17 protein-coding genes and 1 pseudogene are annotated in these 18,028 nt (G+C 67.4%); 9 read left to right on the forward strand and 9 right to left on the reverse strand.

Annotation, left to right across the window (positions count from 1 at the left end; translation table 11 throughout):
* Window positions 1-19 precede the first annotated feature (19 nt).
* Window positions 20-679, forward strand: coding sequence for a YggS family pyridoxal phosphate-dependent enzyme (locus ACJJVR_RS02400; RefSeq protein ID WP_405401945.1), 660 nt, complete (start codon window positions 20-22; stop codon window positions 677-679).
* Here the strand turns inward: ACJJVR_RS02400 and ACJJVR_RS02405 are convergent.
* The gene (locus ACJJVR_RS02405) at window positions 667-1,143 is read right to left on the reverse strand and encodes a L,D-transpeptidase (protein WP_405402171.1); all 477 of its coding nucleotides are present in this window, start codon (window positions 1,141-1,143) and stop codon (window positions 667-669) included. The genes ACJJVR_RS02400 and ACJJVR_RS02405 overlap by 13 nt on opposite strands.
* 5 nt (window positions 1,144-1,148) lie before the next feature.
* Window positions 1,149-2,207 (reverse strand): GTP cyclohydrolase II, encoded by a 1,059-nt coding sequence (gene ribA / locus ACJJVR_RS02410; protein ID WP_405401947.1) that lies wholly within the window; start codon window positions 2,205-2,207, stop codon window positions 1,149-1,151.
* A gap of 135 nt (window positions 2,208-2,342) precedes the next feature.
* Between ribA and ACJJVR_RS02415 the strand changes: the two genes are divergently transcribed.
* Window positions 2,343-3,029, forward strand: coding sequence for a response regulator transcription factor (locus ACJJVR_RS02415; RefSeq protein ID WP_042249906.1), 687 nt, complete (start codon window positions 2,343-2,345; stop codon window positions 3,027-3,029).
* Between the two features lie 165 nt (window positions 3,030-3,194).
* Here the strand turns inward: ACJJVR_RS02415 and ACJJVR_RS02420 are convergent, their stop codons facing one another.
* Together ACJJVR_RS02420 and ACJJVR_RS02425 are read right to left on the reverse strand one after the other, a co-directional pair.
* Window positions 3,195-4,166 (reverse strand): glutathione S-transferase family protein, encoded by a 972-nt coding sequence (locus tag ACJJVR_RS02420; RefSeq protein ID WP_405401949.1) that lies wholly within the window; start codon window positions 4,164-4,166, stop codon window positions 3,195-3,197.
* 57 nt (window positions 4,167-4,223) lie between these two features.
* Window positions 4,224-5,540, reverse strand: a complete 1,317-nt coding sequence (locus ACJJVR_RS02425; RefSeq protein ID WP_405401951.1) for an MFS transporter — start codon at window positions 5,538-5,540, stop codon at window positions 4,224-4,226.
* Window positions 5,541-5,656: 116 nt separating this feature from the next.
* On the opposite strand from ACJJVR_RS02425, the gene ACJJVR_RS02430 reads away from it, so the two are divergent.
* The 6 genes and pseudogenes from ACJJVR_RS02430 to ACJJVR_RS02455 all read left to right on the forward strand — a co-directional run bounded on the left by ACJJVR_RS02430 (window position 5,657) and on the right by ACJJVR_RS02455 (window position 10,448).
* On the forward strand, window positions 5,657-6,442 hold the full coding sequence (locus ACJJVR_RS02430) for an exodeoxyribonuclease III (protein ID WP_405401952.1): 786 nt from the start codon (window positions 5,657-5,659) through the stop codon (window positions 6,440-6,442).
* Window positions 6,443-6,775: 333 nt separating this feature from the next.
* Window positions 6,776-7,801 (forward strand): annotated as a pseudogene (locus tag ACJJVR_RS02435) (IS481 family transposase).
* Window positions 7,802-8,040: 239 nt separating this feature from the next.
* Complete coding sequence (locus tag ACJJVR_RS02440; protein WP_405402173.1) at window positions 8,041-8,946, forward strand: tetratricopeptide repeat protein; 906 nt, start codon at window positions 8,041-8,043, stop codon at window positions 8,944-8,946.
* A 3-nt stretch (window positions 8,947-8,949) separates the two neighbouring features.
* Window positions 8,950-9,576, forward strand: coding sequence for an LON peptidase substrate-binding domain-containing protein (locus tag ACJJVR_RS02445; RefSeq protein WP_405401953.1), 627 nt, complete (start codon window positions 8,950-8,952; stop codon window positions 9,574-9,576).
* Complete coding sequence (locus tag ACJJVR_RS02450; RefSeq protein WP_405401954.1) at window positions 9,573-9,764, forward strand: Trm112 family protein; 192 nt, start codon at window positions 9,573-9,575, stop codon at window positions 9,762-9,764. The genes ACJJVR_RS02445 and ACJJVR_RS02450 overlap by 4 nt, the downstream gene beginning before the upstream one ends.
* Window positions 9,765-9,788: 24 nt before the next feature.
* Window positions 9,789-10,448 (forward strand): rhomboid family intramembrane serine protease, encoded by a 660-nt coding sequence (locus tag ACJJVR_RS02455; RefSeq protein WP_405401956.1) that lies wholly within the window; start codon window positions 9,789-9,791, stop codon window positions 10,446-10,448.
* 4 nt (window positions 10,449-10,452) lie between these two features.
* Here the strand turns inward: ACJJVR_RS02455 and ACJJVR_RS02460 are convergent, their stop codons facing one another.
* From ACJJVR_RS02460 to ACJJVR_RS02480, 5 genes are all read right to left on the reverse strand, one after another.
* Window positions 10,453-11,262: a DUF2268 domain-containing putative Zn-dependent protease gene (locus ACJJVR_RS02460; RefSeq protein WP_405401958.1), complete on the reverse strand. Its 810-nt coding sequence runs from the start codon at window positions 11,260-11,262 to the stop codon at window positions 10,453-10,455.
* Window positions 11,263-11,299: 37 nt separating this feature from the next.
* On the reverse strand, window positions 11,300-13,885 hold the full coding sequence (locus tag ACJJVR_RS02465) for a DNA translocase FtsK (RefSeq protein ID WP_405401960.1): 2,586 nt from the start codon (window positions 13,883-13,885) through the stop codon (window positions 11,300-11,302).
* Window positions 13,886-13,889: 4 nt separating this feature from the next.
* Complete coding sequence (locus tag ACJJVR_RS02470) at window positions 13,890-15,089, reverse strand: aminotransferase class I/II-fold pyridoxal phosphate-dependent enzyme (protein ID WP_405401961.1); 1,200 nt, start codon at window positions 15,087-15,089, stop codon at window positions 13,890-13,892.
* A gap of 85 nt (window positions 15,090-15,174) precedes the next feature.
* Window positions 15,175-16,503 (reverse strand): amidase, encoded by a 1,329-nt coding sequence (locus ACJJVR_RS02475; RefSeq protein WP_405401963.1) that lies wholly within the window; start codon window positions 16,501-16,503, stop codon window positions 15,175-15,177.
* Complete coding sequence (locus ACJJVR_RS02480; RefSeq protein ID WP_405401965.1) at window positions 16,504-16,680, reverse strand: DUF1674 domain-containing protein; 177 nt, start codon at window positions 16,678-16,680, stop codon at window positions 16,504-16,506.
* A 93-nt stretch (window positions 16,681-16,773) separates the two neighbouring features.
* Between ACJJVR_RS02480 and ACJJVR_RS02485 the strand changes: the two genes are divergently transcribed.
* Window positions 16,774-18,009 carry an RsmB/NOP family class I SAM-dependent RNA methyltransferase gene (locus ACJJVR_RS02485; RefSeq protein ID WP_405402175.1) on the forward strand — a complete coding sequence of 412 codons (1,236 nt, stop codon included), beginning with the start codon at window positions 16,774-16,776 and terminating at the stop codon, window positions 18,007-18,009.
* The last annotated feature ends 19 nt before the right edge of the window (window positions 18,010-18,028 follow it).

Genomic DNA, 18,028 nt, shown 5'->3' on the forward strand with positions numbered 1-18,028 from the left:
CTTTTTGTCAGGTGGGATCATGGGACTGGATGACATCACCCGCCGCATCCGTGCGGCCGAAGCCGCCGCAGGGCGCGCCCCGAACAGCGTCACGCTGATCGCGGTCAGCAAGCTGCAACCCCCCGAACGGGTCGAGGACGTGCTGGCCGCGGGCCACACCGTGTTCGGAGAGAATTACGTCCAGGAGGCGCAGGCCAAGTGGCCCGCCTGGACCGCCGCGCATCCGGACGTGTCGGTCCACATGATCGGCCCACTGCAATCGAACAAGGCGCGCGCGGCGGTGCAGCTGTTCGACGCGATCCACACGCTGGACCGGGTGACCCTGGCCCGCAAGCTGGCCGCGCAGATGGCCGAACAGGGGCGCCACCCACAGCTGTTCGTACAGGTGAATACCGGAGACGAACCGCAAAAGGCGGGCATCCTGGCGGATGAGTTGCCCGGTTTCCTGACCCTGTGCGCCGAGCTGTCGCTGACCCCGCAGGGCCTGATGTGCATCCCCCCCGACGGCCAGGACCCGGCCCCGCATTTCAGCCTGCTGCGCGATCTGGCCCGTGATCACGGCCTGTCCGGCCTGTCGATGGGGATGAGCGCCGATTTCGAGACCGCCATCGCCCATGGCGCGACCCATGTGCGCGTCGGTTCGGCGATCTTTGGCGCGCGGAACCCTCAGGGCACGTAAAGCGGCGTGCCCGGGGCTGCGTGGCGGGCGATCCACATCAGGTCGGCGCGTGCAAAGGCGATGCAGCCTTCGGTTCCGAAACCGGGGCGGCGCCACTGGTGCAGAAAGATCGCCGATCCCCGCCCCGGAATCGCATCCGCGTTCCAATCCGTCGTCAGAATCAGGTCGTACAGCGGATCGGCGCGGCGCATCCGTTCATGGCTGGCAGCCAGCGGCGCGCGGGCGTGCCGGTTATAGGCCGGATGCCCGGGGTCGTCGCACCACAGATCGCCCGGCCCGATGGCCTGCGCCCAGGCCGTGGGGCGTGCCAGACGGTCGGGGCGATACCACAGGCCGGTGATGCGATGGGTACCCGACGGGGTCGCGTGATCGCCCTCACGTTTCATCGGCGTGACCCCGGCACGGCCGATGCTGCAGGGAAACACCCGGCCCAGGAACCGCAGACCCTGTGGGGTCAGCACCATCCCGGTCACAGCAGATGTCCCGATTTTTGGGCCTTCACGTCCAGATAACCGGTGTTGTGGCGGTTGCGCGCCACGACCAGCGGCACCCGTTCGGGGACCGCGATGCCGTGGGCCTGCATCATCGCCACCTTGCGCGGGTTGTTGGTCATCAGGCGCACCGCGCCGAACCCCAACCGTCGCAACAGGGCGGCACCGATGCGGAAATCACGCTCGTCATCCTCGAACCCAAGGCGGTGGTTGGCCTCGACCGTGTCAAAGCCCTGGTTCTGCAGGTCATAGGCGCGCATCTTGTTGGCCAGCCCGATGCCCCGCCCCTCCTGGTTCAGGTACAGCAACACCCCCGCCCCCGCCTGCCCCATCGCGGTCAGTGCGGCGTTCAGCTGTGGCCCGCAGTCGCATTTCAGGCTGCCCAGCACGTCGCCGGTGAAACAGGCCGAATGCAGTCGCGCCAGCACGGGCGCGTCACGGGGCGGATCACCGATCTCGATGGCGTAATGCTCCTCTCCGCCATCGTCAGGGCGAAAGATATGCAGGCGCGACCGTTCCGCCGACTGCAACGGCAGCCGCGCCGCAGCGACCGGGGCCATCGCGGTTTCCGCCGCCAGTTGCGCCAGCACCGGGCCGGCGGGCAGGCGGGTCAGACCCGGCGGCGCGGGGGCCGCGACCAGCAGCATGGCGGGCAGCAGCTGCGCGGACTTGGCCAGCGCCAGCGCGGCGCGATGGGGCGTGGCGTCGCCGTCGCGCAGGGTGGTCAGCGGCCCCTTCATCGGCGTCATCAGGTCGCCCGCCGGATCGGCCAGCGCCCGCAACCATGCCAGATCGGCGCCGTCGGGCAGGCCGACCCGCGCCACATCGCCGTCATAGGCGCGCGCCTTGAGCGTCTCGGCCCGCCGCCCGGTCAGGGCCAGAACTGCGGGGCCAAGCGCGCGCAGATCGGCCAGCCGCGCGGGCGACAGTGTTTCCACCGCCGCCGCCAGATGGTGGCCCACGGCCACCGGCAGGCCCATGCGCAGGTCGGCGCGGGCGCGGGCAATCGTCTCGGGCAGGGTCGGGATCAGGCTCATGGGGCCACGCATTCTTGAAACAATGTGAAACATAACGCACCGATCCGACAACTCCATGTGAGAATTTGCACATGGCGCTGGACGGGCCGGGTCGCCGCGCCCAACTCATTGCGCAATGACGCAAAGGAGGCAACCATGGCCGGACTGAAGAAAATCCTGCTTGTCGACGACGAGGAAGACCTGCGCGAGGCGCTGGCCGAACAGCTGGTCGCGACCGACGATTTCGACGTGACCGAGGCCGGCAGCGGTGCCGAGGCGGTCGAGGCCACTAAGAACGCCATCTTTGATCTGGTGGTTCTGGATGTGGGCCTGCCCGATACCGACGGGCGCGAACTGTGCAAGAAACTGCGCAAGCTGAACGTCAAATGCCCCATCGTGATGCTGACCGGGCACGACACCGATGCCGACACGATCCTGGGCCTGGATGCCGGTGCCAACGACTATGTCACCAAGCCGTTCAAGTTCCCGGTCCTGCTGGCCCGCCTGCGCGCGCAACTGCGCACGCATGAACAGTCCGAGGACGCGATCTTTCAGCTGGGGCCGTATACGTTCAAGCCGTCGATGAAGATGCTGATCGACACCAAGGACCGCAAGATCCGCCTGACCGAAAAGGAAACGAACATCCTCAAGTTCCTGTACCGCGCGCAGGACGGTGTGGTCGCGCGCGACGTGCTGTTGCACGAGGTCTGGGGGTATAACGCGGGTGTGACGACGCACACGTTGGAAACCCACATCTATCGTCTGCGCCAGAAGATCGAACCCGATCCCTCGAACGCACGGCTGCTGGTGACCGAATCCGGCGGTTATCGTCTGGTTGCCTGACACGCCATCGGCGGGTTTATGCGCAGACAAGTTCGGCGGGAACCCAAGGCCTGATGTGACGTTCTGTCCCCGAAGCCCAGTGGTCGGCGGATGCGGCCACAACCCTCCCTCTCTGTTCCTGCCCCGGCGTTCCCTGCGCCGGGGCTTCTTTCTGTCGCGTCCGGGTCAGCGCCCGTGCGGCGCGGTCCAGTCGGCGTCCGGGCCGATCGGCACGATGCGGTGCGGGTTGATCATGGCGTGGCTGACATAATAGTGCCGCATGAAATGGTCCATGTGGACCGTTTCCGCAACGCCCGGCCACTGGTACATCTCTCGTGCCCAGCCCCACAGGTTCGGATAGTCGACCACGCGGCGGCGATTGCACTTGAAATGTGTATGATAGACGGCATCGAACCGGACGATGGTGGTGAACAGCCGCCAGTCGGCCTCGGTCACCCGGTCGCCGGTCAGATAGCGGTGTTCCGCCAGCAACCCCTCGATTCCGTCCAGACTGTCGAACAACGGGCGGACGGCCTTGTCATAGGCGTCCTGGGTCGTGGCGAAACCGGCCTTGTAGACGCCGTTGTTGACGGTGTCATAGATGCGGTCGTTGATCGCCTTGATGCGCGCGCGCAGGGGTTGCGGCCAGTAATCGTCCGTGTTGCCCGTCACGCCGTCAAAGGCGCTGTTGAACATGCGGATGATGTCGGCGCTTTCGTTCGACACGATCCGGCCGGTCTGGCGGTCCCACAGGACGGGCACGGTGACGCGTCCCGACATATCGGGCGTGTCCTTCAGATACACCTGACGCAGATAATCCAGACCGAACTGCCGGTCGCCCGTGGCGCCGTCGAAACCGGTGCGGAATTCCCACCCGTCCTTCAGCATATCGGGGTGCACGACCGATACGTCGATATGGTCCGCCAGCCCCTTGAGCGCGCGAAAGATCATCGTGCGGTGCGCCCAGGGACAGGCATGGCTGACATACAGGTGATAGCGCCCCGATTCGGCGGCGAACCCGCCATCGCCCGTGGGGCCGGTCTGCCCGTCAGACGTCACCCAGTTGCGGAACCGGGCCGCATCCCGTTTGAATTCGCCGCCCGTGCTGTCGGTGTCATACCATTCGTCCTTCCAGACGCCGTCGACCAGCTGGCCCATGTGAAATCCTTTCGGTGATGTGGCAGGGGAACGGGCGGAGGGCCGCCTTGTTCCCCGTCAGCCGATGGCGCGATCGCGCGTTTCGGTCCGGACCAGCAACAGCGCGGCGGCCGCCAGCAACAGCAGCACGGCAAAGCTGCCGATGGCCAGACCAAAGCCGCGCGCGAACACGACGGCCAGCAGGCTGGGCGCCAGGATGCCGCCCAGACGGGCGACCGCGCTGGCGGTGCCCATGCCGGTGCCGCGCAGATGCGTCGGGTACAGTTCGGGCGTGAACGCGTACAGCGCGCCCCATGTGCCCAACAGCGCGAAACTCATCACGATCAGGGCGGTGGCGACCAGGACAGGGCCGCTGGCCATCGCGAACAACCCGCAGCCCAGTGCCGACAGGATCAGAAAGACGGCCAGCGTGGGCCGGCGTCCCACCGCCTCGACCCCCCATGCCGCCAGCGCGTATCCGGGCACCTGCGCCAGCGCCAGGATCACCAGGAACCCGTATCCGCGGACAAAGCCGAACCCTTCGGTGGCCAGTTGCCCCGGCACCCAGACGAAAACGCCGTAATAGGACAGCGACACCAGGAACCACACGGCCAGCACGCCGATGGTCGCGCGCCGCAGCGGCTGCGCCATGATGGACGTCGCGCCCCCCGACGGCACCGATGCCACGCGCAGATGTGCGTTCGCAGGCAGCGGCACCGCCCCGTTCACGGCCAGCACGCGGTCGATGACGGCGCGGGCCTCGGCCTGGCGACCCTTGCGGACCAGATACATGGGCGATTCGGGGATCCAGAACCGCAGAAAAAACCCGATCAGCGCCGGCAACGCCGCAATCAGAAAGATCCAGCGCCACGGCGCGACCGCGCCCCAGCTGGCGGCGGCCCAGGCGGTCAGGGCCACGACGATGGTGCCGATGGCCCAGAACCCTTCCAGCCAGACCAGCCAGCGGCCGCGGTTCTTGGGGGGCAGAAACTCGGCCATCATCGCGTAATCAACGGGCAGCGTGCCGCCCACCGCCACCCCGGTCAGGAACCGCAGGACCAGCAGCCAGGTGAAATCGCCCGCCATCACCGATGCCAGCCCGAACACCGCATCCATCGCCACGGTCCCGATCAGCACCCATTTGCGCCCGATGCGGTCGGCCAGCCTGCCAAAGGCGAATGCGCCCACGAACATGCCCAGAAAGAACACCGTCCCGATCTGGAGCGCGGTCACCCGCTCCAGGCCAAAGGTCGCGGCCACCGATGGCGCGGCAAAGCCCACGGCGATGACCTGCATTGCGTCCGACGCCCAGACCAGGCCGAATATGCCCAGCAGGCGCCACTGGAACCGGCCCGTGCCGCCGCGCGTCAGCGCCTCGTCGATGGTCAGTTTCATGGTCGTCCCCCTTGTCCGCTTTGCACTTGCATAGCGCGCGGGAATCATATGGCAAGCCCGCACCTCGACAGGTCCGGCATGCGGCGCTAGGGTCCGCGCCCAAAGGAGCCTGCGCCATGTTCACCATCGCCACCTGGAACATCAATTCGGTCCGCCTGCGCGAGGGCCTTGTCGCCCGCCTGCTGCAGGAGGAGGCACCCGACATCCTGTGCCTGCAGGAATGCAAGTCGCCGGTGGACAAGATCCCGCTGACCCGGTTCGCAGAACTTGGATACACCCATATCGTGGCGCGCGGCCAAAAGGGCTATAACGGCGTGGCGATCCTGTCGCGCCTGCCGCTGGAGGATGCGGGCGACCGCGATTACGCGCAGCTGGGACATGCCCGGCACGTGGCGGCCCGGCTGGAGAACGGCGTCGTCATCCACAACATGTACGTCCCCGCGGGCGGCGACATTCCGGACCGCGAACAGAACCTGAAATTCGGGCAGAAACTGGATTTCCTGTCCGAGATGCGCGACGTCTTTCACGCCGACCGGCCCAGCCGGTCGATTCTGGTGGGCGATCTGAACATCGCGCCGCGCGAGGACGACGTCTGGTCGCACAAGCAACTGCTGAAAATCGTCAGCCATACCCCGGTCGAGGTCGACCACCTGCTCTCTGCCCAGGATGCCGGCGGATGGGTCGACGTGACCCGACAGGACATCCCGCAGGGGCTGCTCTACAGCTGGTGGAGCTATCGGGCCAAGGACTGGGACGCGGCCGACAAGGGTCGGCGGCTGGACCACATCTGGGCCACCGCCGACATTGCCGGGGCCGCCCATGGCAGCCGCGTCCTGCGCCCCTTGCGCGGCTGGGAAGGGCCAAGCGACCACGTTCCGGTCATGGCCAGCTTCGACCTTTAGGCCGCCCTGTTGAGGGGGTCGTTGTCCGGCACCAGCACCGGCTGATCCTTGGCGACCCGATCTGCGACGCGCGGCATCACCCGGGTGAAAGTAACCGCCCGTGTTCCCCGTGCTGCCTGCAGATTGATGGCACTGTCCGGCTAGCATCGGTCAGGGCGCCGTCCATCACCCCGCGCAAGACGGTCCTGACGGCGATGCCCCCCCCGGCGCATCACGACATCAGCGTCAATGGGACCAGCCTTTTGGGTAGCACGCGGCAGGTTTGGTGTCCCATAGGTGTTTGATCCCAGGTTTTGATGGTGCGATCCTTTCTCAGGAATGGAGGGAAGCACTATGGGCCAGGTTCGTCACGGAAGCGCCACGACCACGCACGCCGTCAGAGCAGCAATAATGAGGGCGGGCCCGCCATTGGGCCGAGGGTCGGCCCGAATGATCGCAAGCTTCGCTCGCAACGCTGAGCCGGGAGCTTGGGATCAACCCCAAGACGGTCGCGAAGTGGCGCAAGCGCCAGACTGTCGAGGATCTCAAGACCGGGCCGAAGGAGCCGCGATCAACGGTCTTGGCCGAGGCTGAGGAGGCGATAGTCGTCGCATTTCGGCGGCACACATTGCTGCCGCTGGCCGACTGTCTTTACGCTCTGCAGGCGACGATCCCTCATCTGACGCGCCCTGCACTGCATCGGTGTCTGCAGCGCCATGATATCTCTCGGCTACCTAATGTGGAGGGAGACAAGCCGACGCGGCAGCGCTTCAAACGGTATCCCATCGGCCACTTTCATATCGACATCGCCGAAGTTCAAACTGCGGAAGGCAAGCTCTACCTGTTCGTCGGCATCGACCGGACGAGCAAGTTTGCCTTTACCCAGCTTGTCGAAAAGGCGCTGAAAATGGCCGCCGCTCAGTTCCTGCGCGACCTGATCGCTGCCGTTCCTTACCGACTGCACACGGTGCTGCCTGATCGAGCCATTGGAACGCCATTGGTCCGAGAGACAATGGCGAGGGGCATCCAGTTTACAAACCGAAGCCGCGATACAACCGCCTTCGAGCATATCTTCGACCGCGTGTGCAGGGAGCATGAAATCGAGCACAGGCTGACGAAAGTGAAGCACCCCTGGACCAATGGTCAAGTCGAGCGGATGAACCAAACGATCAAGCACGCGACCGTTAAACGCTTCCATTACGACGACCACAATCAGCTTCGCATTCATCTCGCCAACTTCATGGACCCCTACAATTTCGCCCGCCGGCTCAAGACACTCGGGGGCTCACGCCCTACGAATACATCTGCAATATCTGGACATCCGAGCCAGACAGATTCATCCTAAACCCGATCCACCAGAGGCAGGGACTGACCAGCTAGCCCCTGCGACGATACAGTGGCACACCCATCCGCACCAAAGCGCGGCCATGATGCCGGCAACAGCGGCAACAGCCGAACCCGGCGTGGGTCGGGGTCATCGTCGCCACGGCCCCCCGGCGCATTCACACGGCCCTGAAGCCTGCGTGATCTGGACGCGCAAACCGGCCCTTTCGTTCAGCCGCCAAGCGCCCCATATTGCACGGGATACGCCAACCGAACCATGCGGGGCCAGGATGACCATGCTTTTCGACGGGGCCGAAGCGCCCAAGACCGACGACTTCATCAAGGACGTGACCGAGGCCACATTCATGGCAGAGGTGGTCGAGGCCTCCATGACCGTGCCCGTCATCGTTGATTTCTGGGCCCCCTGGTGCGGGCCCTGCAAGACGCTTGGCCCCGCGCTGGAGGCAGAGGTCGCCCGCCACAAGGGCCGTGTCCGCATGGCCAAGGTCAACGTGGACGAGAACCAGGCTATCGCGGGCCAGCTGCGCGTGCAGTCGATCCCGACCGTCTATGCCTTCTTTCAGGGTCAGCCCGTAGACGCATTCCAGGGCGCGGTTCCCGCCAGCCAGGTCAAGCAGTTCGTCGACAAGCTGGCGGCGATGTCGGGCGATGACGGCGGCCTGGCCGACGCCCTGGCCGCGGCCGAGCAAATGATCGAGGACAACGAGGCCGCCGACGCCATCGAGACCTTTACCGCCATCATCGGCGAACTGCCCGACAGCGCCGATGCCTGGGGCGGCCTGATCCGCGCCCATCTGGCCGCGGGCGACCATGCCGCCGCCGCGTCCACCCTGACGCAGGTCCCCGCCCCCCTGGCCCATGCCGGCCCGATCGAGGCCGCACGCGCCAAGCTGGCCCTGGCCCAGCAGGCCGCCAGCGCCGGTCCGCTGGACGATCTGGCCGCCCGCGTAGAGGCCGATCCCGCCGATCAGCAGGCGCGGCTGGAATACGCCCAGGCCCTGCATGCCGACGGGCAGGTGGAGGCCGCCGTCGACATCCTGCTGGACAGCTTCCGCCGCGACCGCGACTGGAACGAAGGGGCGGCCAAGGCCCAGCTGATCACCATCTTTGACAGCCTCAAGCCCACCGATCCCATCGGGCAAAAGGGTCGCCGCCGCCTGTCCTCGATGATCTTCGCCTGACCGATGGTGCTGCGTTTCGACCTGCCCGACCGCATCCCGCTGTTCCCGCTGCCCGGTGCCGTGCTGATGCCGCGGGCCCGCATGCCGCTGCACCTGTTCGAGCCACGCTATCTGCAGTTGCTGGACGACACGTTGAAAACCGATCACCGCCTGATCGGCATGATCCAGCCCGAAGGCGATGGCCTGTCCGCCATCGGCTGCGCGGGTCGGGTGGTGGCGTTTTCGGAAACCGGCGACGGGCGGATGATGATCTCGCTTGGCGCGATCTCGCGGTTCCGCCTGCAGGACATCCAGGAAGGGTTTGCCCCCTACCTGCAGGCACAGGTCGATTGGTCTTCCTTTGCGCGCGACCTGTCCGGCCCCGAACAGGACCCGACACTGGACCGCGACGCGCTGTTCGCGCTGTTGGACCGGTACATGCAGACGCAGGAACTGTCGACGGACTGGGACGCAGCTGCCGAAGCAGAGGATGAGTTGCTGATCAATTCGCTGTCGATGATGCTGCCCTTCAGCCCCGGCGACAAACAGGCGCTGCTGGAATCGCCCAGCCTGGCGGACCGGCGCGAACTGCTGGTCGGCCTGATCGAATTCGCCCTGCACAGCGGCGACAACGAGGAACGAATGCAATGACCGATGCCCCCCTGTTCGACCGCCACATGCTGGAGGCGCTGGTCTGCCCGGTGACCCACACCACGCTCAGCTATGATGCACAGGCACAGGAGCTGGTGTCCCGCGTGGCGGGGCTGGCCTTTCCGATCCGCTCGGGCATTCCGATCATGCTGATCGACGAGGCCCGCCAGATCCGTGCCGATGACTGACCCGCACAGGGCGGCCTGAGCGACATGGACCGCCCCGTGGCGATCCCGCGCGTGTCGGCCGCGCGACGGCCGGAACCCGCTACCCTGCCCCTGTGGCTGCGCGTCGTTATCGTCACCTGTTGCGTGATCGAGGCGGTCTGTTTTGCCGCCCCCATGCTTGGCATTGGCAGCGCCCGGACGGCATCCGTGATGCTGGGCGGGTTCTGGGCGCCTCTGGTGGGCGGTGGTGTCGGGCTCTATCCCGGTCAGGGCATCGCGATGTTCCTGACCTATGGCCTGTTGCATTCCGGGCTGCTGCATCTGGCCATGAACATGATCTCGCTGGCCGCCGTTGGGCGCGAACTGGTGCGCATGATCGGTTCGGCCCGCATGGCGGCGACCTATCTGGTCAGCCAGATCGCCGCCGCCGCGGTCTTTGCCGCGATGGAGCCGGGCGCCGGGCCGATGGTCGGCGCGTCGGGTGCGGTCTTCGGGCTGGCGGGTGCGCTGGTCGGCTATGCCGCGATCACCCTGCGCCGACGCCGCCGTTCGATGTCACCGCTGGTCCGCTCCGTCGGGCTGATCCTGGGACTGAACGTGGCGCTGACGCTGCTGATGCCGTCCATCGCCTGGCAGGCGCATCTGGGCGGCGGCGTCGCGGGCCTGGTACTGGGCGTTGCCTTTGCCCTAATACCCCGCCGCTGATCCGTCAGCCCTCTTGGGGGGTCCGGGGGGCCTGCCCCCAGGCGTCGCGGCACGCAATCTGCCCATCGCTCCCTGCCGCAACTGTCCCGTCCAGCGGCTCGGTCGCTGCAGGATCATCCGCAACGGTCGCGCTATCCGCCGGACCATCTGCCGTGGGCGCCTCGGCTTCGTCCTCGATCCCCGCCGATGCCATCATCCGCCGCATTGCCGCACGAAAATCGTCGGCAGGCCGCCAGACAAGCGATGCGGCACTCTCGCCTTCGGTCATCGCCAGATGCTCGGCCACGACACGGTGCGCAATGCCATGCCCTACCCATTTCCGCATCCGCCCCCGGCCCAGGAACCATTCTCCGTGATCATAATCGCGCCGCGCCCACAGCGCCGCCGCCTGCTTCAGCGTTCCTGCGACGGGCCGCGTCTGGTCCCACGGATCGGCAGGCCCGCCCAGAACCTGCTGGACGAAATGCCCCGCCAAGCCTTCGCTGACCAGCGCCTCGCCCAAGGAACGACCATAGCCCGGCCCGTCCCACCGGGTCAGGTGATGCATTTCGTGAACCAGCGTACGGCGGAAATGCTCGGGCGCGACGCGGGCGGGGTCCAACGTGATCTCTATGATGCCCGGGGATGGGGCGTGGCCCGCGATGCCCCATTCGGGGCTGACGGCATCGCCCGCCCGGACCACCAGATCGAAACGCGGCAGGTCCAGATGCGCCTCTACCGCGGCCACCATCTCGCGCGCATGGGCGCGGATCTCGGCCATGATGGGTGTCAGCGCACTGCGCGCGTTCAGCATGTGCAGTTGCCAGATCGTCATGGCCGCATCCCGTTTCCGCCGATCCCCGTCACGGTCATCAGACCTCGGGGACAAGCACCTCGCGCTTGCCGACGTGGTTGGCACTGGACACCACGCCCTGATCCTCCATCTGTTCGACCAGGCGCGCGGCCTTGTTGTACCCGATGGCCAGCTTGCGCTGGATATAGCTGGTGGAACATTTCCGGTCCTTGGCCACGATCATCACGGCCTGATCGTACAGCGCATCGTCACTGCCGTCGCCACCCAGTCCCAGCACCGCGTCGATGTCATCGGCCTTGTCATCCTCGACCCCCTCGACCACGCCGGATTTATAGCTGGGCGGGCCAAAGGATTTCAGATGGGTCACGATCTCCTCGACCTCCTCGTCGCTGACGAAGGGGCCGTGGATGCGGGTCACGCGCGCGCCGTTGCCCATGTACAGCATGTCGCCCTGACCCAGCAGTTGTTCGGCACCCTGTTCCCCCAGAATGGTGCGGCTGTCGATCTTGGAGGTGACCTGAAAGCTGACCCGTGTGGGAAAATTCGCCTTGATCGTGCCGGTGATGACATCGACGGACGGGCGCTGCGTGGCCATGATCAGGTGGATGCCGGATGCCCGCGCCATTTGCGCCAGGCGCTGGATGCAGGCCTCGATCTCCTTGCCCGCGACCATCATCAGGTCGGCCATCTCGTCGACGACCACGACGATATAGGGGAAAGTCTCTGGCTGGAACTCCTCAGTCTCCCAGATCGCGTCGCCGGTATCCTCGTCGAACCCGGTCTGGACGGTCCGCTTGAACATCTCGCCCTTCTTCAGGGCTTCGGTGACGCGGCCGTTGTACCCTTCGATGTTGCGCACGCCCATCTTGGACATCTTGCGATAGCGGTCCTCCATCTCGCCCACGACCCATTTCAGCGCGACGACGGCCTTTTTCGGGTCGGTGACGACCGGGGACAGCAGATGCGGAATGCCGTCATAGACCGACAGTTCCAGCATCTTGGGGTCGATCATGATCAGCCGGCATTCGTCCGGTGTCAGCTTGTACAGCAGGCTCAGAATCATCGTGTTGATCGCGACCGACTTGCCCGACCCGGTGGTGCCCGCGATCAGCAGGTGGGGCATCTTGGCCAGGTTCGCCACGACCGGATCGCCGCCGATATCCTTGCCCAATGCCAGGGGCAGCGGCTGCGTGCCGTCGCCGAATGCCCGGCTGGCAAAGATCTCGCGCAGCAGCACCTTTTCACGCTTGGCGTTCGGCAGCTCGATCCCGATGACGGTGCGGCCGGGGACCGTGCTGACGCGCGCGGACAGGGCCGACATCGACCGGGCGATGTCGTCGGACAGGCCGATGACGCGGCTGGCCTTCAGGCCCGGCGCCGGTTCCAGTTCGTACAGGGTGACGACCGGGCCGGGGCGGACCTCGGTGATCTGACCCTTGACGCCGTAATCGTCCAGCACCGCCTCCAGCATGCGGGCGTTCTCCATCAGCGCCTCGTGGGACACGGGCACTGCATCGGTGTCGGACGGTGCCGACAACAGTGACAGCGGCGGGCGCTCATAGGCGGGGTTGCCGCTGTCGTCGAACCGCAGAGCGGGTTCCGCCTCGGCCCGCGCGCTGCGCGAGGGTTCGGCACGTTTTGCGGGGGCAATGATCTGGCGCGGTGTTTCGGCGCCAAAGGGGCGCGGGTCGACGGGTTCCTCGGGCGCGGGGGTGGCGGGCGCGCCCTCGCGGGCCAGCCGGGAGGCCACGGCCTTCAGGACCGACGATTTCGCGGTGCTGGTGCGGATCGCGTCGCTGATGCGGCCGCGGACCTCGGCCTCGGTGGGGGCGTCGCCGTCGTAATCGGCATCCCGTTCGATCAGCTCTGGCTCGGGCATTTCTGCCTCCAGCTCGAACTCCGGGGGGGCAGGCCTGCGGCGTGCGGCTGGCGCGTTCGGGGTCGGGCGCGGCGCGTCGTCAACCGCGCGCGGCTGGCGCATGCGCTGCGCCGCACCGGCGGCGGCCGTCCCGGCCAAGACCGCGCCGTGCAGCGCCGTCACCAGTCCGCGCCGGAACCGCTGCCACAGGGCCGTCAGTTCGGCCCTGTCAAACCCCAGCACGAATGCCGCCGCCGCGACCACGGCCACCGCGGCCAGCAGGGCGGCCAGGCGGATGCCCAGCTGCGCCTTCATCGGCAGCAGGTTCAGCACCGCACCCATGACCATGTCGCCGAAATGTCCGCCCAGACCGTAATTCTGCTGCCATGCGGGACCGGGAACCAGCGTGCTGGCATAAACCGACACCAGCGCCACGGCGATGGGGGTAAAGATGCCGCGCATCAGGCGGTCTTCGCCTTTGTGCAGCATCATGCGCAGGCCCCAGACCCAGGCCGCGACAACCAGCATCCAAGCGCCCATTCCCGCGATCATGATCAACGCCGAGGCGATCATCGCCCCGATCCCACCCATCATGTTCTGCGCGGGCGCGTCGGTGGCGGACCCGAAACTGGGATCATCGGGCGACCAACTGCCCAGCATCATCGCAACCAATACGCCCAGCACGATCAGGCCCGCGCCGATGGCCTCCTTGCCGCGTCGTTCCAGGGCGGCCTGGGTCGACTGGTCGAACAGCGGGTCGCGGTGTTTCGCCTGCCAGCTTGCCATGATCTCAGTCCCCCGTTTCGTCATATAGGACCGCCCGCAGGCGGGTCAGCGCGGCGCGCGTCTGTTCGGCATCCGCCACCAGCGCAACCCGGATGAAACCGGCGCCCGGATTGACCCCGTCCACGTCGCGCGACAGATACGCGCCGGGCAGCACCTGGATGCCCGCCTGCGCCCACAGGGTCCGCGCAGCCTGTTCGCCGTCGGCGACCGGCAGCCACAGAAAGAACCCGCCCTGCAGCGGCAGGTATCCGGGAATATCGCCCAGAATCTCATCCGCGATGCGGTATTTCTGCTGGTACAGGGCCAGGCTGGCGGCCACATGATCCTCGTCCGCCCATGCGGCGGCGCTGACGCGCTGCACCGGCAGCGGCAGCGGCGCACCCGCGTAATTGCGCAGCCGCCGCATCTGGGCGATCTGGGCACGCCCGCCCGCGGCAAAACCCGACCGCAGGCCGGGCAGGTTCGACCGCTTGGACAGCGAATTGAACATCACCACCCGGTCGGGCAGGCCCATCGCTGTGGCGACCTGCAACGCGCCCGGCGGGGGCGTGTCGCGCCAGATCTCGGAATAGCATTCGTCGGCGAAAACCAGGAAATCGTGCTTTTCAGCCAGCGTCACCAGCGTCTGCAGGTATGCGCGGTCGGCCACCGCGCCCTGCGGGTTGGCGGGAGAACACAGATAGGCCACCGCGACCCGGTCCAGCAACGCAGGGTCCAGCCCCGCGTAATCGGGCAGGTTCCCCGTGGCGGGGGTGGCGGGCACGAACAGCGCCTGCGCCTGCACGGCGGCGGCGGCCACGGCATAGACCTGATAGAACGGGTTCGGCACCAGAATGACCGGTTGCTGGCCAGCCTTGGTTTCCGGACACAGGGCAAGGGCTGCATTGAACAGCCCCTCACGCGTGCCGTTCAGAACCATCAGCCGGTCCGGCGCGACGTCCAGGCCATAGCGACGGTCCAGCCATCCGCCGATCGCGGACAGCAGTTCGGGCGCACCTTCGTTCGGGGGGTATTTCGCCAACTGGGACAGGCTGTCGGCCATCACCTGCGCCACGAAACCGGGCATCGGGTGCCGGGGCTCTCCGATGGTCAGGATCATGGGGGATTCGCCGGGGGCCAGCCCCGGTTCGATATCCGACAACAGCGCCCGCAGACGCGGGAACGCGTAGTCCGGCAGGTTCGAGAACCGCTCGGGGAATGCCATCTCTGCCTCGCTTTTCGGGGTCTGCGCCCCGTTCCTTGGCCGAAACATTAGCGTGATCCGGGCCTTGCGTCCAGCAAAGACCCGGTCACGCCAACGCGGCCTCGGCCCCTGCCGCCACGCGCAGCAGATGCCGGTCATGGCCCGCATGGCCCAACAGGCTGATGCCGCAGGCCGGGTGACCGGTGGGCAGCGTGATCGCGGGCAGACCCAGCAGGTTCGCGATGCGGGTATTGCGCAGCGTCAACAGGTTGGCACGCACGAATTCCGCGCCATCGGTCATCAGCCGTTCGGTCGCGGGCGGCAGGATCGGCACGGTTGGCACCAGCACGGCGTCGTATCCGCCGACGACCTCCTTGATCCACTTGCGGCGAACGCGGGCCAGACTTTCCCAGGCGGCCACGTAATCGGGGGCGCTGACCTCGGCCCCGCTGCGGAACCGCTCCAGGATGGGCTGCCACATCAGTTCGGGCGCGTCCTCGATCTGGGCGCGCCAGATGCCATAGGCCTCGGGGGCGAACAGTTGCGGCGACAGGGCCATCGCGCGATTCAGCCAGTCGGTAGAGACATGCGCGACCTGCGCCCCTGCCCGGCCCAACCGGTCCACTGCATTCTGAAACGCCGTCACCGGCCCGGATTCGGCATCGTCAAAAGGCAACCCCTCCAGCACCATCAGGCGCAGGCCCTGGACGCTGGCGCCGTCGAGATCGGGGGCCCGTTGATCGGCCATGATGGCAAATATCTGGGCGCAATCCTCGACGGTGCGGGCGATGGGTCCGGCGATGTCGAATTTCCGCGCCAGTGGCACGACGCCCTTTTCGGGCAGCGCGCCGTGCGTGGGCTTGAACCCCACCAATCCGTTCCACGCCGCGGGCACGCGGACGGACCCGCCCGTGTCGGTGCCCACCGCCGCCGCCGCCAGCCCCAATGCCACGGACACCGCCGCCCCCGACGACGACCCGCCCGGCGCCAGATCGGGGTCCAGCGCATTGGGCGGCGTTGCCGTGCGCGGGTTCAGCCCCAGCCCGGAAAACGCCAGTTCGGTCATGTGGGTCTTGCCCAGACAGACCATGCCGCGCCGCGCCGCGCGGGCCAGAATGTTCGCATCCTTGCGCGGCACGCGCCCCTCCAGCAGGCGGGACCCGGCCTCGGTCACGGTGCCGCCGCTGTCGATATTGTCCTTCCAGCTGATGGCAACGCCGTCCAGCAGGCTGTGGCGGCGTTCCTGTTTCGCGCGGTCATGGGACGCCACGGCCTCGGACCGGGCGCGGGCGGCGGTCAGGCGGGCATAGATGCGCGCGCAGTCGGGGTGATCCTTGGCGGCGGCCAGATAGGCCTCGGTCTGGTCGATGGGGTCCAGGACGCCTGCCAGAATGGCGCGGCCCTGCTGGGTGGCCGATGCGCGCAACCAGTCCATTCAGAAATCCACCGCGATTCCGCCCTTTTCCCAGTCGCCAAAGCGGACGGGTTCCGGCCCATCACGCCCGCCGTATTCGACCGGCAGAATCTGTCCGGCCTGCTGTTTCCTGCGGGCCTCGGCCTCGGCCAGGGCGCGCTGTGCGGCGGCGGGCAAGGCGGGGGTGTCATCGCTCATGGAAAGATCCTCCGAATGGGCGTAAGGGGTCGCGGAACAGTGTTGAACATCACTTAGGCAAAGGAAAGCGTTTTGGCAAAGCCGGGCGGCGATATGGCGCGCAAGGGCGCACTGCAATTGATCCAGGGCGTGCGCGAGGGGCGGTCCCTGTCGGACCAGACCGGCAGCCTGCGCGCGCTGCCGGTGGCAGATCAGGCCCGCGCGGCGCGGCTGGCGGCGGAAACGCTGCGCCATCAGGGGCGCGCGGACGTGGTCATCGACGCCTTCGTGAACCGCAGGCCCGCCCCCCAGATCGCCGACGTGCTGCGTCTGGCCGTGGTCGAGATGCTGGAGCTGGGCGCCCCGGCCCATGGCGTCGTGGGCGCGGCGGTCGACCTGACCCGCACGCTTGGCGCGCGCGGACAGGCGGCGGCGGGCATGGTCAACGCGGTGCTGCGCAAGGCGGGCGCGTATCAGGGCTGGGCCGACCTGGCCCCCCAGCCCCTGCCCGAATGGCTGCGCGGACCGCTGGTCGAGGCGTATGGCGATGCGGTCATGACCGCGATCGAGGCCGCCCATCAGGGCGGCGCGCCGCTGGACCTGACGATGAAACCGGGCGCGGACCCGGTGCCGGGCGCGGATGCGCTGCCGACCGGGCCGTGGCGCCTGCACGGTCCCGTTCATGTGACCGCCCTGCCGGGGTTTGACGCCGGCGACTGGTGGGTTCAGGACGCCGCCGCGGCCTTGCCCGTGCGCCTGCTGGCGCCGCAGCCCGGCGAACGCGTCGCCGATCTGTGCGCGGCGCCGGGCGGCAAGACGCTGCAGCTGGCCGCGGCCGGGGCCGAGGTCACCGCCGTCGACATCAGCGAACAGCGCCTGCGCCGCGTGACGGAAAACCTTGCCCGCTGTGGCCTGAACGCGCGGCTGGTCGCGGTCGACGTGCTGGACTGGCGTCCCGACGTGGCGCCCGACGCGATCCTGTTGGACGCGCCCTGCAGCGCCACGGGCACCATCCGCCGCCATCCCGACCTGCCCTTTATCCGCGACGGCCACGGCATCGCCGAGCTGATCGAGCTGCAGGCGGCCCTGCTGGACCATGCGCTGTCGGTGCTGCGACCCGGCGGGCGGCTGGTCTATGCCACCTGTTCGCTGATCCCCGACGAGGGCGAGGTCCAGATCGACGACGCGCTGGCCCGCCACCCCGGCCTGACCGTGGAACGCCCGGACCTGTCCGGTATCGACCCTGCGTGGATCACCGAAGAGGGCGGCCTGCGGCTGCGTCCGGATTACTGGGCGGACCGAGGCGGCATGGACGGGTTCTATATGGCGTGCCTGCGCAAGCCCGGCTGAACGGAACCGACGGGCCGCC

The sequence above is a fragment of the Paracoccus sp. Ld10 genome, assembly GCF_045064235.1.
GTDB lineage: Bacteria > Pseudomonadota > Alphaproteobacteria > Rhodobacterales > Rhodobacteraceae > Paracoccus.